The 21,916-nt window shown below is 66.1% G+C and carries 26 protein-coding genes and 2 pseudogenes; all 28 read left to right on the top strand.

Annotated elements, in window-relative coordinates; translation table 11 throughout:
- Positions 1–162: 162 nt before the first annotated feature.
- Positions 163–342, top strand: a pseudogene (locus tag NEZ08_RS22590) (DUF736 domain-containing protein); the annotation flags it as partial.
- A gap of 408 nt (positions 343–750) precedes the next feature.
- The gene (locus NEZ08_RS22585) at positions 751–1,005 is read left to right on the top strand and encodes a hypothetical protein (protein WP_298112023.1); all 255 of its coding nucleotides are present in this window, start codon (positions 751–753) and stop codon (positions 1,003–1,005) included.
- 101 nt (positions 1,006–1,106) lie between these two features.
- The gene (locus NEZ08_RS22580) at positions 1,107–1,373 is read left to right on the top strand and encodes a DUF2285 domain-containing protein (protein WP_367278453.1); all 267 of its coding nucleotides are present in this window, start codon (positions 1,107–1,109) and stop codon (positions 1,371–1,373) included.
- A gap of 113 nt (positions 1,374–1,486) precedes the next feature.
- On the top strand, positions 1,487–1,795 hold the full coding sequence (locus NEZ08_RS22575; protein ID WP_367278452.1) for a DUF6499 domain-containing protein: 309 nt from the start codon (positions 1,487–1,489) through the stop codon (positions 1,793–1,795).
- The gene (locus NEZ08_RS22570; RefSeq protein ID WP_298112019.1) at positions 1,686–2,261 is read left to right on the top strand and encodes a DUF2285 domain-containing protein; all 576 of its coding nucleotides are present in this window, start codon (positions 1,686–1,688) and stop codon (positions 2,259–2,261) included. The genes NEZ08_RS22575 and NEZ08_RS22570 overlap by 110 nt, the downstream gene beginning before the upstream one ends.
- Before the next feature lie 140 nt (positions 2,262–2,401).
- Positions 2,402–2,683, top strand: a complete 282-nt coding sequence (locus tag NEZ08_RS22565) for a helix-turn-helix domain-containing protein (RefSeq protein ID WP_298112016.1) — start codon at positions 2,402–2,404, stop codon at positions 2,681–2,683.
- Between the two features lie 18 nt (positions 2,684–2,701).
- Positions 2,702–3,862, top strand: coding sequence for a replication initiator protein A (locus tag NEZ08_RS22560; RefSeq protein ID WP_298112013.1), 1,161 nt, complete (start codon positions 2,702–2,704; stop codon positions 3,860–3,862).
- Positions 3,859–4,497: a ParA family partition ATPase gene (gene parA / locus NEZ08_RS22555; RefSeq protein ID WP_298112010.1), complete on the top strand. Its 639-nt coding sequence runs from the start codon at positions 3,859–3,861 to the stop codon at positions 4,495–4,497. Before NEZ08_RS22560 ends, parA begins: the two co-directional genes overlap by 4 nt.
- Complete coding sequence (locus NEZ08_RS22550; protein ID WP_298112008.1) at positions 4,494–4,748, top strand: hypothetical protein; 255 nt, start codon at positions 4,494–4,496, stop codon at positions 4,746–4,748. Before parA ends, NEZ08_RS22550 begins: the two co-directional genes overlap by 4 nt.
- Entirely contained in the window at positions 4,745–5,266 is a 522-nt protein-coding gene (locus NEZ08_RS22545) for a DUF2840 domain-containing protein (RefSeq protein ID WP_298112007.1), read from the top strand. Before NEZ08_RS22550 ends, NEZ08_RS22545 begins: the two co-directional genes overlap by 4 nt.
- Positions 5,263–5,808 (top strand): S26 family signal peptidase, encoded by a 546-nt coding sequence (locus tag NEZ08_RS22540; RefSeq protein ID WP_298112004.1) that lies wholly within the window; start codon positions 5,263–5,265, stop codon positions 5,806–5,808. Before NEZ08_RS22545 ends, NEZ08_RS22540 begins: the two co-directional genes overlap by 4 nt.
- Positions 5,809–5,876: 68 nt before the next feature.
- On the top strand, positions 5,877–6,224 hold the full coding sequence (locus tag NEZ08_RS22535; RefSeq protein ID WP_298112036.1) for a DUF736 domain-containing protein: 348 nt from the start codon (positions 5,877–5,879) through the stop codon (positions 6,222–6,224).
- A gap of 3 nt (positions 6,225–6,227) precedes the next feature.
- Positions 6,228–7,001: a lytic transglycosylase domain-containing protein gene (locus NEZ08_RS22530; protein ID WP_298112002.1), complete on the top strand. Its 774-nt coding sequence runs from the start codon at positions 6,228–6,230 to the stop codon at positions 6,999–7,001.
- A gap of 244 nt (positions 7,002–7,245) precedes the next feature.
- Complete coding sequence (locus NEZ08_RS22525; protein WP_298111999.1) at positions 7,246–8,985, top strand: VirD2 family relaxase/mobilization nuclease; 1,740 nt, start codon at positions 7,246–7,248, stop codon at positions 8,983–8,985.
- A 25-nt stretch (positions 8,986–9,010) separates the two neighbouring features.
- On the top strand, positions 9,011–10,996 hold the full coding sequence (locus tag NEZ08_RS22520) for a conjugal transfer protein TraG (protein WP_298111996.1): 1,986 nt from the start codon (positions 9,011–9,013) through the stop codon (positions 10,994–10,996).
- A 7-nt stretch (positions 10,997–11,003) separates the two neighbouring features.
- A complete protein-coding gene (locus tag NEZ08_RS22515) occupies positions 11,004–11,456 on the top strand; it encodes a ribbon-helix-helix protein, CopG family (protein ID WP_298111994.1) in 453 nt (150 codons plus the stop codon).
- 167 nt (positions 11,457–11,623) lie between these two features.
- On the top strand, positions 11,624–12,640 hold the full coding sequence (trbB, locus tag NEZ08_RS22510; RefSeq protein ID WP_298111991.1) for a P-type conjugative transfer ATPase TrbB: 1,017 nt from the start codon (positions 11,624–11,626) through the stop codon (positions 12,638–12,640).
- A gap of 35 nt (positions 12,641–12,675) precedes the next feature.
- The gene (locus NEZ08_RS22505) at positions 12,676–12,969 is read left to right on the top strand and encodes a TrbC/VirB2 family protein (RefSeq protein WP_298112033.1); all 294 of its coding nucleotides are present in this window, start codon (positions 12,676–12,678) and stop codon (positions 12,967–12,969) included.
- Complete coding sequence (locus tag NEZ08_RS22500; protein ID WP_298111989.1) at positions 12,969–13,250, top strand: VirB3 family type IV secretion system protein; 282 nt, start codon at positions 12,969–12,971, stop codon at positions 13,248–13,250. The genes NEZ08_RS22505 and NEZ08_RS22500 overlap by 1 nt, the downstream gene beginning before the upstream one ends.
- 14 nt (positions 13,251–13,264) lie before the next feature.
- On the top strand, positions 13,265–15,703 hold the full coding sequence (gene trbE / locus NEZ08_RS22495; protein WP_298111987.1) for a conjugal transfer protein TrbE: 2,439 nt from the start codon (positions 13,265–13,267) through the stop codon (positions 15,701–15,703).
- On the top strand, positions 15,700–16,458 hold the full coding sequence (gene trbJ / locus NEZ08_RS22490) for a P-type conjugative transfer protein TrbJ (RefSeq protein WP_298111984.1): 759 nt from the start codon (positions 15,700–15,702) through the stop codon (positions 16,456–16,458). The genes trbE and trbJ overlap by 4 nt, the downstream gene beginning before the upstream one ends.
- 10 nt (positions 16,459–16,468) lie before the next feature.
- Positions 16,469–16,870, top strand: coding sequence for a putative entry exclusion protein TrbK-alt (gene trbK-alt, locus NEZ08_RS22485; RefSeq protein ID WP_298111981.1), 402 nt, complete (start codon positions 16,469–16,471; stop codon positions 16,868–16,870).
- Position 16,871: 1 nt separating this feature from the next.
- Positions 16,872–18,218: a P-type conjugative transfer protein TrbL gene (gene trbL, locus NEZ08_RS22480; protein WP_298111979.1), complete on the top strand. Its 1,347-nt coding sequence runs from the start codon at positions 16,872–16,874 to the stop codon at positions 18,216–18,218.
- A gap of 2 nt (positions 18,219–18,220) precedes the next feature.
- Positions 18,221–18,904, top strand: a complete 684-nt coding sequence (gene trbF / locus NEZ08_RS22475; protein WP_298111977.1) for a conjugal transfer protein TrbF — start codon at positions 18,221–18,223, stop codon at positions 18,902–18,904.
- Entirely contained in the window at positions 18,901–19,968 is a 1,068-nt protein-coding gene (trbG, locus tag NEZ08_RS22470; RefSeq protein WP_298111976.1) for a P-type conjugative transfer protein TrbG, read from the top strand. Before trbF ends, trbG begins: the two co-directional genes overlap by 4 nt.
- Positions 19,965–21,218, top strand: coding sequence for a TrbI/VirB10 family protein (locus tag NEZ08_RS22465; protein WP_298111973.1), 1,254 nt, complete (start codon positions 19,965–19,967; stop codon positions 21,216–21,218). Before trbG ends, NEZ08_RS22465 begins: the two co-directional genes overlap by 4 nt.
- A gap of 1 nt (position 21,219) precedes the next feature.
- Positions 21,220–21,327 (top strand): annotated as a pseudogene (locus tag NEZ08_RS22460) (DUF2274 domain-containing protein); the annotation flags it as partial.
- Between the two features lie 44 nt (positions 21,328–21,371).
- Positions 21,372–21,668, top strand: coding sequence for a DUF2274 domain-containing protein (locus tag NEZ08_RS22455; protein ID WP_298111971.1), 297 nt, complete (start codon positions 21,372–21,374; stop codon positions 21,666–21,668).
- The last annotated feature ends 248 nt before the right edge of the window (positions 21,669–21,916 follow it).

Genomic DNA, 21,916 nt, shown 5'->3' with positions numbered 1-21,916 from the left:
CGACCGCTGCGGCGCCTTGCATCTCGCGAGGCGCCGCTCCTTCTCACCTCGGGATTATGCGGAGTACCGCGATCGACAAAGCCCGAAAAAATCGGCGTGCACAGCACGCCACTCTGCATAACACCTTACTCCGCATAATCGGCGTTATGTGGTGCACCACATAAGGCTGAGATTGGCGCCGCCTGGTCGAAGCGTTCCGAGGAAGGTCGCGACTACCTCTCGCTCAAGCTCGACGATCCCTCCTTCAACGCACCCATCTACGCCAACCTGTTCGAAGACGAGGGCGGCGAAGGTTACAGCCTCATCTGGTCCCGCCCCAACGGCCGCCGCAGCGGGGAGTAATCCCCCCGGGCCAGGCTCCGCCCGGTCGAACCGGGCGGGGCCTTCTGCATGTGGACGGCGAGCAACAGCAAGACACCGCCGCTCGTGAGGCCCCTGCAACCGCAAAGGGGCGCCCATTCGGAGAACGCCCCGAGCACGTCTTTGGTGATGGCCCACAAGGCCCGCCGCACATCGGGGTCTACGCTTCTTTACGACCCTGCCTCGTCGCTTCAACACCGGCAAAGCCGCAGACTAGCGCACGACGATCATGTCGTAGCCGGCGGACCAGGGGGCGACCGAATCAGTCGCCCCCTGAGGCGAGGTGCGAAACGCTGCACAGCATCGATTTCCCTCGCGTACAGAGCCAAGAACGACTAATATAGCCGTAGTTCTGGCAAGTGCGTTAGCGTCGGTGGGAGGTGATCATGCATGATCACCGCCCGACAATCACGGGCCGCGCGCGCGTTGCTGGGGTGGACGCAGGAGACGCTCGCTGACAAGGCTCGCACATCGCTGACCGCGCTCAAGCGCCTCGAATCCGAGAATGGGTTGGAGGTGTACGAATCGACGCGCGATCAGGTCCGCAGGGCATTCGAGGCGGCCGGCATCGTCCTGCTCTCCACCGATAAGGGCGAAGGGGTGCTGTTGCTCCATGAGCGGGATGATCGACCGGCAAAACGCTAGCGACCCTTCTGTCAGGTCGCGGGCATCGTCCATCTCCCTTTGTCACAAGATAACCAAGCGCATGTGTTAACGAATGCTTACCATGCGAATATAGTCGCCTCATGGGACACGCGATGCCGCCGTTTCTGGACGAGCCACCGATCAGCCAAACGCTCACGACCTATGATCGCGAGCATATGGTGCTCTATCTGCGCCTGCTCGACTCGGCGCGTGATGGCGCCGACTGGCGGGAGGCCGTCCAGATCCTCTTCGGTCTCGACCCAGCGCGCGAGCCGCAGCGCTGCCGCCATGTCCACGACACGCATCTCGCGCGCGCAAACTGGATGACCGAATACGGCTATCGGGAGCTGGTCCGCGCGGCACAGTGATCACCGCGATGCCGCTTCGGCATCACCCTTTGCCGTCTACCTGACTTCCGCAGAACAACCCAGCCGGGAATCCTGACTCTCCCACAAGTTCAAAAGACTAAGGGAGGATCGCGATGACACCAGATGCATCCGGCTGGCGTTCGCCCAAGGGCTACGATCATGTTGATGACATGACCGCATCCGACCTCGCGTGGGAATGGCTCCGCCGTAACGAGTCCTACGACAAGGACTTCCAGGCACTGAACGATAGCAAGATTGATCCACACCCGCTGACCGACAAGATCCGGCAGCGGTGGGGGTTGCGATTTCGCGGTGGACCCGTTGCAGTCCCCGCCCGAAGCGCCGGTGTTCTGGCTCCCCCGCGAGGACACAAGCGCCATCGTTCTGGGCGAGCCGCCCGCTGTCATTTCCGCAAGCACTGAACAGCAGCCGACGATCGACGCCGCAGTTACCGTTGCCGCTGACGGTGAGACCAACCTGCTCTACGACCTCGGCAACGGCCAGCATGTCCAGCTTGTTCATGCCGCCAACGCGTCGGCGGATAAGCCTCTCGGCGCGTTTGTGCCCCTCGGCCTTGATGGGTTCGACCAGATTGAATCCATCGGCCGCCTGCTCGCTGCCCTCCATGGCCGCGCCATTCCACCGGACACGCGCCTGACCCGCCAGCAGCGGGTGCGATTGCGAAGGATGCTGCAAGCCTTCGATGGCTACCGCGCCGGTGCGACCCAGCAAGAGATCGCACAGGTCATATTCCGGCTCGGCCCTCTCGATCGCGACGACTGGCAGGCATCCTCCGCGCGCCATGCCATCAAATCGCTGCTGCGTGATGCCCGCGCGATGATCGCGGGCGGCTATCGCTCTCTTCTTCGTCATCGCAGGCAAACCTAGCTGCCCAGCCCGCGATTCATGGTGGGCGAATTTAGGCCACCCTGAATTCGCCCTGCATCTCGCCGGTGCTGCTTCGCCATCGTGGCCTTCGTCACCCGCCGTTTTCCGGCAGGCCCAACGAACCCACGGAGGCCCCTCCCATGCGACCAGACCTCGCCGTTCTCCCGCCGCGCTACCTCCGCACCAAGGAAGCCGCCGAGTTTCTCAGCCTGTCGGCGCGCACTCTCGAAAAGCACCGTACCTACGGCACAGGCCCCGCTTATCGGAAGCTGGGCGGGCGCGTGGTCTATGCCATCGACGATCTCGAAGCCTGGGCCGATCGCGGCTCCGTCACCTCGACCTCCGATCCGCGCGGCTCTGTCCTTCCGGCCAAACGCCAAACCTTGCCCGCGGTGCCACAGCCCGGCCGCTACGCACGCTGATCGCGGACGGCTTCCCGAATGGCGGCGCGGCATCAGTCCCTTTCGGAGCGCGGGCAGCTCGACCTGTTCCGGGCGCTCCCCGGCGACTTCGCGCCACGAGACGCGCAAGATCTCATGGCCTATCCATTTTTCTCCCTCGCCAAATCCCATCGCGTCGCCCCGATCGATTTCGCCGCAGGCAACGTTTCGATCCGGGTCGAGGCCGTGCCCGATCACGGCATGGCGACCATCTGGGACGCCGACATCCTCATCTGGGCCGCCAGCCAGATCGTAGAGGCCCGTGACGCCGGCCTTCGCACCTCTCGGCTGATGGCGGCGACTCCCTACGAAATCCTCATGTTCGTCGGGCGCGGCACCAGCCTGCGCGACTATCAGCGCCTGAAAGCGGCGCTTGATCGTCTGCAATCGACCACCGTCTCCACGTCGATCCGCCAACCTGCCGAAGGCCGGCGACATCGATTCTCCTGGATCAATGAATGGCAGGAGCGAACCGATCGCGACGGCAAGCCGGCGGGGATCGAACTGATCGTGCCAGATTGGTTCTATCGCGCCGTCCTCGACGACGCGCTCGTGCTCACGATTGACCGCGCGTATTTCGATCTCACGGGCGGGCTCGATCGCTGGCTCTATCGCCTGGTCCGCAAGCACGGCGGTCGCCAGCGCGGCGGCTGGCGATTCGACTTCCGCCACCTCCATCAGAAGTCCGGCAGCCTGTCGCCGTTCAAGCGCTTCGCATTCGAGCTGCGCGACATCATCCGCCGACAGCCTCTACCGGGCTACACCCTGTTTCTCGAAACGGAGATCGGTGGCCGCGTTCTGCTGGCCTTCGAGCCATCCCCAGCCTGTGGACCGGCTGTGGATAGCCTCGTGCTATCGGGAACCCGAACTATCGTGCCATCGGGAACCCGAGGCTCGTGCTATCAGGAACCGAAACAGGGTCTAACCCACGGAAATAACAGCCAGAATCGCGCCCTTAACTTAGAGTCTAACAGAGAATCTAACTTTGAAGAGCGCGCGCGCGATGTGCAAAAGCTCATCCGCGACACCGCCCGCAGCCTCAGCACGGCCGCCAAGAAGAGCGTCGGACCCGCCTCTGCGTCTGCCGCAGCGCCGGAGCGCGCCGCTCCAAAACCCGCGCCCGAACTGCCCCTTCCGCCGCGGTCAGGAGCTGCGCGATGATCATTGCGCTCCTCAATCAGAAGGGCGGCGTCGGCAAGACGACGCTGGCGCTGCATCTCGCCGGCGAATGGGCTGGCCGCGGTAAGCGCATCACGCTGCTCGACGCTGACCCGCAGGGCTCCGCGCTCGACTGGTCGCAACAGCGTAGTCGCGGCGGCCTTCCGCGCCTGTTCGGCGTCGTCGGCCTAGCGCGCGATACGCTGCACCGCGAGGCGCCCGAGCTGGCGCGCGACGTCGATCATGTCGTCATCGACGGGCCGCCGCGTGTCGCCGGGCTGATGCGATCTGCATTGCTCGCCGCCGATCTCGTGCTGATCCCGGTGCAGCCTTCACCGCTCGACGGCTGGGCATCGGCCGAGATGCTGGCGCTCCTGTCGGAGGCGCGCATCTATCGACCGGAGCTACGCGGCCGCTTCATTCTCAATCGCTGCGGCGCGCGCACCGTGATCGCCCGCGAGACGGCCGAAACGCTTGCCGACCACGATCCGCCAGTGCTGCGCACAGCGATCGGGCAGCGCGTCATCTATGCCGACGCTGCGCAGTCGGGCCGTCTCGCCTTCGAGATCGATGACGACGGTCCCGCGGCGCGCGAGATCGCGGCGCTCGTCACCGAAATCGAGAGGATCGCGCCATGAGCGAGCGATCCAGCAGGCGGACCTTCGCATCGCGCCCGGCCGATCCCGAGACATGGATCAAGACGGCCGAGTCACCTTCGAATCGACCGGGTGATGCATCCAGCTTCACCGCCCGCCTGACCATCGACGTCACGCCGGAACTGCGCGGACGCATCAAGATCATCGCGTTCAAGCGCGGCGTCACCGTCGCCGAGATGCTGCGCGAGCTGCTCGCGCGCGAATTCCCGTCAAGCCCAGGAGACACACCATGACCGACATCGCGGCCTCCCGCATGCGCGGCGGCCCGTCGCCGGCCGCGCTCCCGCACGACAACCTCACCCATGTCGAGCTGACCTGGGTCGAGAAAAAGATCGAAAACTGGATTCGCTTCGGTTCGCACGCACACGAACAGATCCTCGATCGGCGGCGGCGCGTCCTGTCCTTCCGCCCCGGCACGGTCTTCGCCTTCGTGCGCTGGGCCTCGAACGACTTCGGCACGATCATCTCGCGGATCGACATCGTGCGCGCCGTGGCACGCGGCGAGGCCTACCAGACGCTGCCCTTTGTCCGGCCGGGCGGCGACATCCTGCTGAAGATCGAGAGCTGGCCCAAGGTCGAGCGCGTGCTGCAGGCGATCGACGCCATCGAGCGTCAAGGCATCGACCCGGAAGCGGTTTCGCCCGACCACTGGCGTCACGTCCACAATCGATTGACCGCCGGACATGAGCCGCGCGGCTACACGCTCGATCATCACCGCGCCTTCTTGGCTCGCCGGAGGGCCGAGCCGTGAGCCGCGCCGGACTACTCCTCGCGACCACGCTCGCGGCGCTTGGCGCCAGCTATCCCGGCCTCACGCCAATGCCGATCAAGTTGATCTGGAACGCATCGGCGAGTGCGCCAATCGGCTTCTACACGATCGACTTCGACGCACCGTCCGAAGTCACCGATCTGGTCGCCGTGGATGCCCCGGAACCGCTCGCCACCTTCCTCGCCGAGCGTGGCTATCTGCCCAAGGGCGTGCCGCTGATGAAGCGCATCCTGGCCGTATCGGGGCAGACCGTTTGCCGCTCGAACCTCACCATCACGGTGGATGGCGTCGAGGTCGGGGCGGCACTCGAACGCGACCGCGCCGGCCGCGATCTCCCCGTCTGGCAAGGCTGCCGCCGTGTCCAGACCGGCGAAGTCTTCCTCATGAACTGGCAGGTCCGCGACAGCCTCGACGGCCGCTACTTCGGTTTGACCTCCACCGACCAGATCATCGGCCGCGCGGTCCCGCTGTGGACCGACGAGGACGGAGCCGGCCGCTTCGAATGGCGCGCACCGACACGCTGACCGCTTCCCCGTCGACGGGAGCGGTGCCCGCCGATGGTTTTCCCAACCTCACCGCCGAGGAGAAAGTCATGCCGCAAATCGGAGAATTTAAGTGCGGGCCATCCGGCTTCGCCGGGCGCATCGAGACACTGACGCTGTTCCGCGACATCGCGGTCGTTCCGGCCGACCCGTCCGATGCGGAGAACGCGCCAGACTACCGTGTTCATGCGCGCGACGACGGCAGCGACGAGAACGGCCAGGAGATCGGCGCGGGTTGGAAACGCACCGGCGAACGTGCGGGCGAATATGTCGCGCTGCTGATCGACGATCCGGCTTTGCCGCATCCGATCCGGGCCAACCTGTTCCGCGACGACGATGCCGGCAACGCCTGGTCGTTGCACTGGTCGCGTCCGCGCGATCGCGGCGAGAAGGATTGAGCGATGATTGCTCGCCGCCAATCGACGAGCCATCCGCGTGCGTCCGGGCTGCGCAGCGCCGCCCGGCGCATGGCTCTCCTTCTCCTTTCCGGCCTCTCCATCGCGAGCGTCATGCCGGCGATCACGATGGCGCAGGACGCGCAGAGCGCCCGACCGTCGCAGCGCGATCCTTATGCGGATCACGTCGCGGAGGCATCGCGGCGCTTCGGCGTTCCGATCGCATGGATCAGGGCGGTGATGCGCGCCGAAAGCGCCGGAGAGCCCCGCGCCATATCATCGGCCGGGGCGATGGGCCTCATGCAGATCATGCCCGCGACCTGGGCCGATTTGCGCGCTCGGCATGGTCTCGGCCGCGATCCCTACGACCCGCGCGACAACATACTCGCGGGCACGGCGTACCTTCGCGAGCTGCACAATCGCTACGGCTCGCCGGGATTTCTGGCGGCCTACAATGCCGGACCCGGACGCTACGAGGAGTCGCTTGCCGGCCGCTCGTTGCCGGCCGAGACGCGCGCCTACGTCGCCTTGCTCGCTCCCATCATCGACGGTTCGGGCGGCACGAATCCGACCGTCGTCGCTGAGATCGATCGATCGGCCTGGACACGCGCGCCACTATTCATTGTGCAGTCCGAACGCACCGCGGCCGCCGCTTCCGTGTCGGCCGATCGACTTGGCCGTAGCGCGCCGGCCACGACCACCGTGCGCGATGTCTCTGCGATTGAGCCGCAGTCGAACGGCCTGTTTGTGGCGCGCGCGACAGCCGGAGAGCCGCGATGACGGTGCGCAACGGCCTTCGCAACATATCGCACCCCAGCGTGTCCAAGAGGGCGCAGAGGTGGGAGGCAGGCAACACGACCGAAGGATGGCAGGATAAAAGGCCGCGAGGTGCGGCATCGGTCGGTTGTGTTGTTTCAATAGGTTATGAGGCGATTTCGCGAGGTGCGGGATTTCCTCGCACCTCGCGGCTTCGCCGTTTTTTCATGATTTTCCGTGCCTTGGCGCGATGTGCGGGGCATCGGCCATGACCGGCGACAACGATTTCCGTATCCGGCCAGGCCGCATCCGCTCGACGCGCGCGCAGGCTGCGCGCCCCTTCATCGCGCAGGCCCTCGCGGCGGCCAAGAAGGCCGGGGCCGGCGTCTCGCGTTCCGGCCGGATCGTATCCGGCAACCGCTCTCGCTTCGGGCGCGGTCAGCGCGCGAGCATCCAGGCGAACCGGCTGCTCACCGCCCGCTCACGGGGCGCCGTCATCAAGGCGCGCGTCGTCCGCCACACCGCTCGCGCCGCGCCGCTCGCAACCCATCTCAACTATCTGCGTCGCGAGGGCGTGACCCGTGATGGAGAGAAGGCCCACCTGTTCGGCCCCGGCGGTGACGACGTCGATCCGAAAGCCTTCGCGGAGCGATGCCAGGACGATCGCCACCATTTCCGGTTCATCGTCTCGCCCGACGACGCGACCGACATGGCCGATCTCAGATCCTTTGCCCGCGATCTCGTCACGCAGATGAAAAAGGATCTCGACGCCCGGCTCGATTGGGTGGCCGTCGATCACTGGAACACCGAGCATCCCCATGTCCACCTGATCGTGCGCGGCGTCCGCGACGACGGGCAAGACCTCGTCATCTCGCGCGACTACATCAAGGAAGGCATGCGCGATCGGGCGCGTGACCTCATCACGCAGGAATTAGGCCCGCGCACCGATCTCGACATCCGGCGTAGCCTGGAACGTCAGATCGAGGCCGAACGCTTCACACAGCTTGATCGGCAGCTCGCCCGAGACGGCCGCGCCACCGGCGTCATCGACATGGCGCCCGGTCTGAACACCCGGCCCGACGAGTATCACGCACTGAAGGTCGGGCGGCTGCGCAAGCTCGAGACCCTTGGTCTCGCCGATCAGGTCGGTCCGGGCCAATGGGCACTGTCGGAAAATGCCGAGGCGACGCTTCGCGAGCTGGGCGAGCGCGGCGACATCATCAAGCGGATGCACCGGGCGTTGACGGAACGTGGCATCGAACGCGGCTCCGCAAACTATGTGCTGGCGGCCGAGAGCCTGGACACGCCGATCATCGGTCGGCTGGTCGACCGTGGCCTCGACGATGAGCTGAAGGGCACGGCCTATGCCGTGGTCGATGGCGTCGACGGCCGCACCCATCATATCAAACTGCACGACCTCGATGCAGCCGGCGACAGCTCGCCCGGCTCGGTCGTCGAGCTGCGGAGGTTCGATGATGCGCAAGGGCAGCGTCGCGTTGCGATCGCCGTCCGTTCCGATCTCGACATCGACCGCCAGATCACCGCGTCGGGCGCGACCTGGCTCGACCGACAGAATATTGCCCGCGAGCCTATTGCGCTCTCGGAGGGCGGCTTCGGCGCCGAGGTGCGGCAGGCGCTGGAGCGCCGTGCCGATCATCTGGTCGGACAGGGCCTCGGCGAGCGGCAGGGCCAGCGCGTCACCTTCACCCGCAACCTGATCGACACGCTGCGCCGCCGCGAGCTGGAGGCGCTCGGCGAGAAGCTTTCCGCCGAAAACGGCCAGCCGTTCAGCCGCGCCGGCAGCGGCGAGTATGTCGCCGGCACTTACCGTCAGCGCTTCACGCTTGCCTCGGGCCGCTTCGCCATGATCGACGACGGCCTCGGCTTCCAGCTCGTGCCATGGACGCCCTCCCTCGAAAAGCAGCTCGGCCGCCATGTCTCCGGCGTCGCTCGCGATGACGGCGGCATCGACTGGAGCTTCGGCCGCAAGCGCGGCCTCGGCCTCTGATCCCTCGCAGAAAGACTTAACCGCTATGTCCGCTACGAAAATCCTCTGGGGCCAGATTCTCACCGTCTTCGCCATCGTGCTGGTCACGACCTGGGGCGCGACGGAATGGGTCGCCTGGCGGCTCGCCTTCCAACCAGAACTCGGCGCGCCGTGGTTTCGGCTGTTCGGCTTTCCGTTCTATCTGCCGCCCTCGTTTTTCTGGTGGTGGTACGGCTTCGACGCCTATGCCCCCGCGATCTTTGTCGAGGGCGCCTACATCGCGGCATCGGGCGGCTTCATCTCGATCGCGGTCGCGATCGGCATGTCGGTCTGGCGGGCACGCGAGGCCAAGAAGGTCGAGACCTACGGATCGGCGCGATGGGCCGAGCGGCAGGAGGTTCAAGCCGCCGGCCTGCTCGGCCCCGATGGCGTCGTGCTGGGCCGATACGAGCGCGATTATCTTCGGCACGACGGGCCGGAGCATGTGCTGTGCTTTGCGCCGACGCGATCGGGCAAAGGTGTCGGCCTGGTCGTGCCGTCGCTGCTGACCTGGCCGGGCTCGGCCATCGTTCACGACATCAAGGGCGAGAACTGGCAGCTCACGGCCGGCTTTCGCGCCAAGCACGGTCGCGTGCTGCTGTTCGATCCGACCAACGCCAGATCGTCGGCCTACAATCCCTTGCTCGAGGTGCGCCGCGGTGAATGGGAAGTCCGCGACGTCCAGAACATTGCCGACATTCTGGTCGACCCCGAAGGCTCGTTGGAGAAGCGGAACCATTGGGAAAAGACCAGCCATGCCTTGCTGGTGGGCGCGATCCTCCATGTCCTCTACGCCGAAAAGGACAAGACGCTCGCCGGCGTCGCCGCCTTCCTGTCCGATCCGAAGCGGCCGATCGAGTCAACGCTCGACGAGATGATGAAGACTGCGCATCTGGGCGAGGCTGGCCCACACCCGGTCATTGCCAGCGCCGCCCGCGAGCTGCTCAACAAATCCGACAACGAACGGTCGGGCGTGCTGTCCACCGCCATGTCGTTCCTGGGCCTCTACCGCGACCCAGTGGTGGCCGAGGTGACGCGGCGCTGTGACTGGCGCATCACCGACATCGTGGGCGGAAAGCAGCCGACGACGCTCTACCTGGTCGTGCCGCCGTCCGACATCAACCGCACCAAGCCGCTGATCCGTCTGATCCTCAACCAGGTCGGGCGACGGCTGACCGAGGATCTGCACGCCAAGGCCGGGCGTCATCGCCTCCTGCTCATGCTGGACGAGTTTCCGGCGCTCGGCCGTCTCGATTTCTTCGAGTCGGCGCTGGCCTTCATGGCGGGCTATGGCCTCAAGAGCTTCCTGATCGCGCAGAGCCTCAATCAGATCGAGAAAGCCTATGGCGCGAACAACTCGATCCTCGACAACTGCCATGTGCGCGTGAGCTTCGCCACCAACGACGAGCGGACGGCCAAGCGCGTCTCAGACGCGCTCGGCACCGCGACCGAGATGAAGGCGATGCGGAACTATGCCGGGCATCGGTTGTCGCCGTGGCTCGGACATCTGATGGTGTCGCGCTCGGAGACCGCCCGCCAGTTGCTCACCCCTGGCGAGATCATGCAGCTTCCGCCAACCGACGAGATCGTCATGGTGGCGGGCACGCCGCCGATCCGGGCGAAGAAGGCGCGCTACTATGAGGATGCCCGGTTCAAGGAACGCATCCTGCCGCCACCGGCACTCGTGCAACCGAAACAGGGACGCCCCGATGACTGGACGGCGCTGCCGCTTCCGGCCCAGCCGGAGGTGACGGAGGCGAAGCCCGCGGCGGAGGCCGGCGATGAAGATCCAACCGAGTCCGAACGCCGCCTGCAACCCGAACTCAACCGCGTGAAGCCGGTCGAGAAGAAGGTGCCCATCGAGAACGAGTTTGAGATCGGCCTTGCCGACGAGAGCGAAGATGACGCGGCCCGCAACAGCCGGATGAACCGGCTCATGCAGGGCGTTGCCCGGCAAGTCTCGCTGGATCCCGGCGACGATATGGAGCTGTGAGCCGGTCATGATGAAACCACCCAGGAAACAGCGCCTGTCCGTGTATCTCGACCCTGCCGTGATGCGCCGCCTCGCCGAACATGCCGCACGCCGCGATCACTCGCGATCATTGGTCGCGGAAGCGGCCATCGAGTCCTTTCTGTCGCCCGATGCGGCCGAGCGACAGGAAGCAGCCATCACCAAGCGCCTCGACCAGCTCGATAGGCGCATGACACGGATGGAGCGCGATGTCGGAATCTCGGTCGAGATGCTCGCCGTGTTCGTGCGGTTCTGGGTCGCCACTACACCGGCTTTGCCGGAGCCTGCCGCGCAGGCCGCCCGCGCCAAGGCCGGCGAACGCTATGATCAATTCGTCACCGCGCTCGGCCGCCGCCTCGCCAGAGGGCCGAAGTTGCGGCAGGAAATCACAGAAGACATCAGCGACTCGCACACAGGAATGGGGCTAGCGCGCGACGAATAGTGCCTGACATCTGGCGTTCAAGATAAAGCCTGCGCCGCCGTTCTCCTGTATTTGCACGCCACGCTACTACGCCTCCCGTTTCTTGTTGAAGCAGCCCAAAATCTGGCTCCTTTAATCATCCCCGTCCGGGGAAGGACTATCTCGACCCCGATGGAATCGGGGGTCATGTGGCGGCTTCGCATCAAAATTCGGAAGGTCTCGCGCGCGGCGCCAGGATGCTGCGCACGGCGCTCGGGCCGGCCATCGCGCGCTATCTCGACGACGCCGGCATCGTTGAAGTGATGCTCAATCCCGATGGGCGGTTGTGGATCGACCGCCTGTCCGAAGGGCTCGCCGATACGGGTGAGCGACTGTCGGCGGCGGACGGCGAGCGCATCGTCCGCCTGGTTGCCCACCACGTTGGCGCCGAAGTCCATGCCGGAGCCCCGCGCGTCTCCGCCGAACTGCCCGAGACAGGGGAGCGGTTCGAGGGCCTGCTGCCGCCTGTGGTTGCGGCTCCGGCGTTCGCGATCCGCAAGCCCGCTGTCGCCGTGTTCACCCTAGACGATTACGTCCACACCGGGATCATGTCGGCCGGACAGGCCGAGACGCTGCGCCAGGGCGTGACGTCTCGCGCCAACATCCTCGTCGCCGGCGGCACATCCACTGGCAAAACCACGCTGACCAACGCGCTGCTCGCCGAGGTCGCAAAGACCGCCGATCGCGTCGTCATCATCGAGGATACGCGCGAGCTGCAATGCGCCGCGCCGAACCTCGTGGCGATGCGCACAAAAGACGGCGTCGCCTCGCTCTCCGATCTCGTCCGCTCGTCGCTGCGCCTGCGCCCCGACCGCATTCCGGTTGGCGAGGTCCGCGGAGCCGAGGCCCTGGAGTTGCTCAAAGCCTGGGGCACCGGCCATCCCGGCGGTGTCGGCACGATCCACGCCGGCAGCGCCATCGGTGTGCTGCGCCGGATGGAACAGCTCATCCAGGAAGCCGTCGTCACCGTCCCGCGCGCGCTGATCGCCGAGACGATCGACCTCATTGCCGTCCTCTCTGGCCGCGGCTCCGCGCGCCGGCTCTGCGAACTCGCGCGTGTCGAGGGCCTCGGCCCGGACGGCGATTACCGCGTCGTGCCCGCCGTCGTCGAGGGTAGCGGTGGCCCGACCTTGCTCACCCAAAACCCCGAAGGAGAAAGCCTGTGATCCAACGCCTGCGCCTCGCGCGCCGCCATCTCGCCATGACCGTTTCGGTCGCCACGCTGTCGATGGTGATGGCCGCGCCCGCCCACGCCTCCGGCTCGTCGATGCCGTGGGAACAGCCCCTCCAACAGATCCTCCAGTCTATCGAAGGCCCGGTCGCCAAGATCATCGCGGTGATCATCATCATCGTCACCGGCCTGACGCTCGCGTTCGGCGATACCTCGGGCGGTTTCCGCCGGCTCATCCAGATCGTCTTCGGCCTGTCGATCGCCTTCGCCGCGTCGAGTTTCTTCCTGTCCTTCTTCTCGTTCGGCGGCGGAGCGCTGGTCTGATGACGGGCGCTGTCGAACAGGGCGGTGAGGTGCCGGGTTACACGGTCCCCGTTCACCGGGCGCTGACCGAGCCGATCCTGCTCGGCGGCGCCCCGCGCGCGATCGCCATCATGAACGGCACCCTCGCGGGCGCCGTGGGCCTTGGCCTTCGCCTCTGGCTCGTCGGCCTCGCCATCTGGGCGATCGGCCACGTCGCCGCCGTCTGGGCCGCCAAGCGCGATCCTCTCTTCGTCGACGTCGTGCGTCGGCATCTGCGCGTCCCGGCGCATCTCACCGTCTGAACGAGAGCGCACCCATGATGAACCTCGCCGAATATCGCAATCGCAACAGCCGGCTCGCCGACTTCCTGCCCTGGGTCGCATTGGTCGGCGCCGGCATCGTCCTCAATAAGGACGGCTCGTTCCAGCGCACCGCCCGCTTTCGCGGCCCCGATCTCGACAGCGCCGTTCCGGCCGAGCTGGTCGCCGTCGCCGGCCGGCTCAACAACGCCTTCCGCCGTCTCGGCAGCGGCTGGGCGATCTTCGTCGAGGCGCAACGTCACGCGTCGAACCGCTATCCGGACAGCCGTTTTCCCGACGCCGCCTCCGCGCTGGTCGATGCCGAGCGCAAGGCGGGCTTCGAGGAGGCCGGCGCACATTTCGAGTCGAGCTACTTCCTGACCTTCACCTATTTGCCGCCCGCCGAAGACGCCGCGCGCGCGGAAAGCTGGCTCTACGAGGGGCGCGAGAAGTCAGGCATCGACCCGCAAGAAGCCCTGACCGGCTTTGCCGATCGCACCGACCGCATCCTGCGCCTGGTCGAAGCCTTCATGCCGGAATGCCACTGGCTCGACGACGCCGAGACCCTGACCTATCTGCACGGCTGCGTCTCGACCAAGCGCCATCGCGTCCGCGTTCCCGAGACCCCGATCTATCTCGATGCGCTGCTCGCCGATCAGCCGCTCGCCGGCGGACTCGAACCCCGCCTTGGCGCGTCGCATCTGCGAATCCTCACCGTGACGGGTTTTCCGACCGCGACGACACCTGGGCTGCTCGACGAGCTGAATCGGCTCGCGTTTCCGTATCGGTGGTCGACGCGCGCGATCCTGCTCGACAAGACCGACGCGACCAAGCTGCTGACCAAGATTCGCCGGCAATGGTTCGCCAAGCGCAAGTCGATCGCCGCTATCCTCAAGGAGGTGATGACCAACGAGGCGTCCGTCCTCGTGGACACCGACGCCTCAAACAAGGCCGCCGACGCTGACATGGCGCTGCAGGAACTCGGCGCGGATTATGCCGGCATGGCCTATGTCAGCGCGACGGTGACGGTGTGGGACGACGATCCGCGCGCGGCCGACGAGAAGCTGCGGCTGGTCGAGAAGGTCATCCAGGGCCGCGACTTCACCGCCATGGCCGAAGGCATCAACGCGGTGGACGCCTGGCTCGGGTCATTGCCCGGCCATGTTTATGCCAACGTCCGCCAGCCTCCGATCTCCACGCTCAATCTCGCCCACATGATCCCGCTGTCAGCGGTGTGGGCGGGGCCGGAACGGGACGAGCATTTTGCAGCGCCCCCACTGCTCTTCGGAAAGACCGAAGGCTCGACCCCGTTCCGGCTTTCGCTTCACGTCGGCGACGTCGGTCACACGCTGATCGTCGGCCCGACCGGCGCCGGCAAGTCCGTGCTGCTGGCGCTGATGGCGCTTCAGTTCCGGCGCTATGCGCGCGCCCAGGTCGTCGCCTTCGACTTCGGCGGCTCGATCCGCGCGGCGGCGCTCGCCATGGGCGGAGATTGGCACGATCTCGGTGGCGATCTCAGCGATGGCGCGATCGACAGCGTCAGCCTACAGCCGCTCGCCCGCATCCATGACGTTCCCGAGCGCGCCTGGGCCGGCGATTGGATTGTGTCGATCCTGACGCGCGAACGCGTGCCGATCACGCCCGAGGTGAAGGAGCACATCTGGACGGCGCTGACCTCGCTGGCGTCCGCGCCCATCGAGGAACGCACGATCACCGGCATGGTCGTGCTGCTCCAGTCGAACGATCTCAAACAGGCATTGCGGCCCTATTGCGTCGGCGGTCCCTACGGCCGGCTGCTCGACGCGGAACGCGAGCATCTCGGATCGACCGCGGTTCAGGCGTTCGAGACGGAAGGTTTGATCGGCACCGACGCGGCGCCCGCCGTTCTCTCCTACCTGTTCCATCGCATCGAAGATCGGCTCGACGGTTCTCCAACCCTCCTCATCATCGACGAGGGTTGGCTTGCGCTGGATGACGATGGCTTCGCCGGCCAGCTCCGCGAATGGCTGAAGACGCTGCGCAAGAAGAACGCCAGCGTCATCTTCGCCACGCAGAGCCTGTCGGACATCGACGGCTCCGCGATCGCGCCCGCTATCATTGAGAGCTGTCAGACCCGGCTTCTCCTGCCGAACGAGCGCGCGATCGAGCCGCAGATCACCACGATCTATCGCCGCTTCGGCCTCAACGATCGCCAGATCGAAATCATCGCGCGAGCCATGCCGAAGCGCGATTACTACTGCCAGTCGCGGCGCGGCAACCGCCTGTTCGAGTTGGGGCTGTCGGATGTCGCGCTCGCGCTCTGCGCTGCGTCGTCGAAGACCGACCAGGCCGCCATCGCCCGCGTCGTCGCCGAACATGGCCGCGATGGATTCCTCGCCGCCTGGCTCAACCACCGTGAGGTCGGTTGGGCGGCTGACCTCATTCCCACGCTCACTAACAAGGAGAAGTCCTCATGAAACTGCGCCAATCCCGCGCAGCGCGGTTCGCTGCCGCTCTGCTTATCGCTCCCGTCGCGCTCACGCCGATGCTGGCGACGCCGGCCCACGCCATCATCGTGTTCGATCCCTCGAACTATGCTCAGAACGTGCTGACGGCGGCGCGTTCGCTCCAGCAGATCACCAACCAGATCACCTCGCTTCAGAACGAAGCGCAGATGCTGATCAACCAGGCCCGGAACCTCGCGAGCCTGCCATTCTCCTCGCTGCAACAACTTCAGCAGTCCGTGCAGCGGACGCAGCAATTGCTCCAGCAGGCGCAGAACATCGCCTATGACGTCCAGCAGATCGACCAGGCGTTCCAGACCAAATACGCCAACGTCTCGCTGTCGGCCTCCGATCAGCAGCTCGTTGCCGACGCGCGCTCACGTTGGCAGAACACGGTAGGCGGCCTGCAGGACGCCATGCGCGTGCAGGCGGGCGTCGTCGGCAACATCGACACCAATCGTGCGCAGATGTCGGCGCTGGTCGGGCAGAGTCAGGGCGCGACGGGCGCGCTGCAGGCGACGCAGGCCGGCAACCAGCTTCTCGCGCTGCAGGCGCAGCAGCTCGCCGATCTCACCGCCGTCGTCGCAGCGAATGGCCGGGCGCAGGCATTGCAATCAGCCGAACAGGCGGCCGCTGCCGAACAGGGCCGTGAGCAACGCCGCCGCTTCCTGACGCCGGGCGCGGGCTACCAGCCCGGTAACGCGCAGATGTTCTACGGCAATCACTGAGGGCAGCGCGATGGACGGCAAGACCCTCGCTCGCATCGGCGCCATCGTCTTCGTCGCGGTCGCCATCACGGCGACCGCGATCGAGATGAACCGCAAAGATGATCGGCCAATCGACTTCGCGACGCGGGGGCGTCCCGTCGCATCGCAAGATCCTCTCGCGGCCGAATTACTCCGCTGTTCGGAGATCGGCGAGGCTGGCCCGCGCGATCCCGGCTGCCTGAGAGCGTGGGCCGAGAATCGGCGACGTTTCCTCGGCCAGGCAGCGCCACCATCGTCGCCGGCTCCCGGCTCGCCGACGACACTGTTTCCGAGTGCGCCGGCGTCGGCCGATCCCATCCGCAAAGAAAGCGCGCCGGCGGGGCTGACCGCGCCTGCAATGCAGGCTGATCCCACCCGGCCGGAGGTTCGCTGACATGGGGGGCACCGGCGTCATCGACCATTTCCTCGAAGTCTTCACACGCTACATCGATGGTGGCTTCGGCCTGCTCGGCGGCGAGGTCGCCTTCATCGCCACCACGCTGATCGTCATCGATGTGACGCTGGCCGCGCTGTTCTGGTCGTGGGGCGCTAACGACGACATCATGGCGCGCCTCGTCAAGAAGACGCTGTTCGTCGGCGTCTTCGCTTACCTGATCTCCAATTGGAACAATCTCGCACGCATCATCTTCGAGAGCTTCGCGGGGCTCGGCCTGAAAGCCTCGGGCACCAGCTTTTCCGTCAGCGACCTTTTGCGCCCCGGCAAGGTGGCGCAGACGGGACTCGACGCGGGACACCCGCTGCTCGACTCCATCTCAGGCCTGATGGGCTACTGGTCTTTCTTCGAAAACTTCATCCAGATCGCCTGCATGTTCTTCGCCTGGGCGCTGGTACTGCTCGCCTTCTTCATTCTCGCGATCCAGCTCTTCGTCACGCTGATCGAGTTCAAGCTGACGACGCTCGCCGGCTTCGTGCTGATCCCCTTCGGCTTGTTCGGCAAGTCGGCCTTCATGGCCGAGCGCGTCCTTGGCAACGTCATCTCCTCCGGCATCAAGGTGCTGGTTCTTGCCGTCATCATCGGCATCGGCTCGACCCTCTTCTCGGAATTCACCGCAGGATTCGGCGGCAACACGCCGTCGATCGACGACGCCATGGCGATCGTGCTTGCCGCGCTGTCATTGCTCGGCCTCGGCATCTTCGGCCCTGGCATTGCCAACGGCCTCGTCTCCGGCGGACCGCAGCTCGGCGCGGGCGCGGCGGTCGGCACGGGTCTCGCCGCCGGCGGCATGGTCGCGGCGGGTGCAGCTACGGTAGGCGCGGTCGTCTCAGGCGGTGCCGCGCTGGCAGGAGGAGCCGCCGCGGCCGCGCGTGGCGGGGCTGCCCTCGCGGGCGGAGCATCCACGGCCTACAGCCTTGGCGCCGCTGGTCAGTCTGGCGCATCGGGCGTCGCATCTGGTCTCGGCAATGTAGCCAGCACGGGCGCGAAGGCCGCCGTCTCGCCGTTGAAGCGCGCTGCCGGCCGTGCGGCCGACAGCCTGAAGCAGAGCTACCAAGGCGGCAGCCAGGCCGCGACGCAGATCGCCACAGGGTCATCCGACGTAGCGGCGGGTGAAGCCACCGCTGAGGCCGCATCCTCGTCGGCCACCGAAAGCCCGCCAGCCTGGGCGAAGCGCATGAAGCGCTCGCAGCAGATCACCCATGGCGTTCAGGCCGCCGCCCATGCCGTTCGCAGCGGCGACAGTCATGGCGGCGGCTCCTCCGTCAACCTCTCCGAAAGCGACTGAGCATGTTCAAACGACCAACCACCCATTACGGAAAATCCCCGCAGCCAGAGACGCCCTACCAGCGTGCGGCGCAGGTCTGGGACGAGCGCATCGGCTCCGCCCGCGTTCAGGCCCGTAACTGGCGCTACATGGCGTTCGGCTCGTTGGCGCTCGCGGGCGGGCTCTCGGCTGCGCTGGTCTGGCAGTCCGCCAACGGCTCGATCGCGCCCTGGGTCGTGCAGGTCGATCGACTTGGCCAAGCGCAGGCCGTGGCGCCGGCGACCGCCGACTATCAGCCGAACGATCCGCAGATCGCCTTCTACCTCGCGCGCTTCATCGAGCAGGTCCGCTCGATCCCGGCCGACGCCATCATCGTGCGACAGAACTGGCTGCGCGCCTACGATTTCACGACGCAGGGCGGTGCCCTCGCACTCAACGACTATGCCCGCGCCAACGATCCGTTCACCAAGGTCGGGAAGCAGCAGATCGCGATCGAGGTGTCGTCGGTCATACGCGCCTCGCCGTCGAGCTTCCGCATCGCCTGGATCGAGCGTCGCTATCAGGATGGCTCTCTGGCTTCCACCGAACGCTGGTCCGCCATCCTCACCGTCGTCGTGCAGCCCCCGCGCGATGCCGACACGCTGCGGAAGAATCCTCTCGGAATCTACATCAACGCCATCAACTGGTCGAAGGAGCTTGGACAATGATGCCAGCACTCCGTAAAGCCGCCCCCTGGAGTGCAGGGCGTCCGGCTTTCCGCATCCACGTAATGCCGGCTTTCCGTAAATCCGCGTTGCCGGCGATCCTGCTCGCCGGTTCGGCGTTGGCAGGGTGCGCCACCCATACGCCGCCGCCGGAGATCTCCTACGACAATGCGGCCCCGGCCGTGCAAACGAGCGATCTGCCAGCGCCCGTCAGGGTGGTGGAGCTGCCAAGGCCGCTGCCGCTTCCCGGCCAGTTGAAGCCGATCGGCAAGGACGGCAAGCCCGAGCCGGAACCGGCCGATCCCGCTGCACGCGTCAACCAGGCCAACGCCGCCGCACGCGTCCAGCCCGTTCGCAACGGTTTCATCAACTCGATGCAGATCTATCCCTTCGTCGATGGCGCGCTCTATCAGGTCTATGCCTCGCCGGGGCAGATCACCGACATCGCGCTCCAGCCGGGCGAGCAACTCGTTGGCTCCGGTCCTGTCGCCGCCGGCGACACCGTGCGCTGGATCATCGGCGATACCGAGAGCGGCATTGGCGCGGCCAAGCAGATACACATCCTCGTCAAGCCGACCCGCGCCGAGCTGATGACCAACCTCGTCATCAACACCGACCGGCGCACCTATCACATGGAGCTGCGCGCGACGCCCTCGACCTACATGGCGTCGGTGTCCTGGCAATATCCGCAGGACCAGCTCATCGCGCTGCGCCGCCAGAACCAGCAGGCCGAGGCCGCGCAGCCGGTGTCCGGCGGCATTGATCTCGCCCGCGTCAACTTCCGCTACGAGGTTACGGGCGACCGCGCGCCGTGGCGGCCGCTGCGCGCCTTCGATGACGGCAAGCAGGTGTTCATCGAATTCCCACGCGGTATCGGCCAGGGCGAGATGCCGCCCTTGTTCGTGGTAGGGCCGGAGGGCGACACTTCCGAACTGGTGAACTATCGCGTGCGCGGCAACTACATGATCGTCGATCGGCTGTTCGCTGCCGCCGAACTTCGCTTCGGCGCGGTCAAGAACCAGAAGCGCGTCCGCATCTCCCGCACCGATGGGAGGCCGGCATCGTGAGCGACAAGTCGAATCCCGAGAAGGAAGAAGAAGGTCGGGTGCCAGCGAATGACGCCGGGCCGGAGACCCAGGCCGAGGATGACGCCCGGCCGCTCACCGGCGAGCCGGCCGCGACCATGCGGTTGCGCGCCGAGCCGCCAAGGGTGACGCGCGTGTCTCGCAAGGTCCTCGCCGGACTGGGTCTCGCCGCTAGCCTTGGTGTTGGCGGCGCGCTGATCTTTGCGCTTCAGACCCGTCACAATGGCCAAGGCCAGGAGCTATATTCGACCGACAATCGCTCAACGCCCGACGGGCTTGCCGGCTTGCCGAAGGACTATTCGGGCGTTCCGAAGCTCGGCCCGCCGCTCCCTGGCGATCTCGGCCGCCCGATCCTCAACGCGCAAAATGGCGGTCCCGTGCCGGCAATCGGTGCGCCGGCATCAGGCCCTGTCGGGCCAAGCCCGGAGGAGCAGCGCCGGGCGCAGGAGCTGGAGGCGGCGCGGACCGCGCGGCTGTTTGCGTCAACGGAAACGCGGCCGGCAAATAGCGCGCAGCCTGCGACAACCGTCGCGCCGCAACCAGACCTCACTAGCCTTGGCCTCGCGCCGCAGCCCGCAACGCCCTCGGCGCAGGACCGCCAGCTCGCGTTCCTCAATCAGACGCCGGACAAGCGGACCGTCTCGCCGGATCGTGCTGCAGCGCCGGCGTCGAAGAACGTCCTGCAGGCCGGTGCCGTCATCTCCGCCGCGCTCATCACCGGCATCCGCTCTGACCTGCCAGGTCAGATCACCGCGCAGGTGACTGAGAACATCTATGACAGCCCGACCGGCAAGATCCTGCTCGTGCCCCAGGGTACGCGCGTCATCGGGCAATATGACAGCGGCGTCGGCTTCGGTCAGCGGCGCATACTCCTCGTCTGGAATCGGCTGATCTTCCCGAACGGTCGCTCGATCGTCCTCGAACGCCAGCCCGGCGCGGACGCCCAGGGCTATGCCGGCCTCGAGGATGGCGTCGACTACCACTGGGGAGAATTGTTCAAGGCCGCTGCGCTCTCCACGCTTCTCAGCGTCGGGGCGGAGGCCGGCACATCCGGGCAGGAGAGCGATATCGTCCGTGCGCTCCGCAACGGCGCCTCCGACAGCATCAATCAGACCGGTCAGCAGATCGTTAGCCGCCAGCTCAACATTGCGCCGACGCTCACCATTCGACCTGGATACCCGGTCCGCGTAATCGTCACCCGCGATCTGGTGCTCGAACCCTACAGAGGCTGATATGGCGAAGTTGAAACTCGGCCCGATCGCCGATGACAAGCCGGTCAAGGTCTCGCTCGAACTGCCGGCCACGGTTCACCGCGATCTCGTGGCCTACGGCGATTATCTGAACGGTCAACATGTCTCTGTCGCATTTTGGGTGGGAGGCGACGAATGGCGGATCTGAAACTTGGCCGCTTGCCGAAGGTCGGTCTCGTCCGCATGACGATCGGCATCCCTGAGCCCCTGAAAGAAGAACTCGACCGTTATGCCGCCGAGCACAGCCGGCTGTACGAGCCCGTCGACGCCGCGACGTTGATCCCACACATGCTCGAAGCCTTCATCCGGTCGGACCGCGGCTACCGGCGCCGACGCTCACAATCCGAGCGAGGAAAGATTCGTCAACGTGGCGGCGTCGCGGCAAGTGCGAAGAGCGTTGCAACGCGTCCCGATTCCGAGGGTTCGGCCTGAAGCCGGGCAATCCGTTGCTCTTGCTGGCGCACGAGGAGGCTGAGAGCCTGGATATGTTGCGCCATGTTCCGGTTGGATGACCGCAGGGCGCGAAGCTCCTCGGTCTCACGTCCGCGCAGGGCGGCAATCTCGGCTTCGAGTTGGCGGACCCGATCTGCGCTGGATGCGGGACTCTTCACCTCTCGCGGATGCGACGCGATGGCGGACCGGAATCTCACGAGCAGTTCGGGCGCCCTGTAAAGTGTTGC

Source organism: Bradyrhizobium sp. (assembly GCF_027451485.1).
Lineage (GTDB): Bacteria > Pseudomonadota > Alphaproteobacteria > Rhizobiales > Xanthobacteraceae > Bradyrhizobium.
Note: the sequence above shows the minus strand (reverse complement) of the source record. Positions and strands in the feature narration are given on the sequence as shown.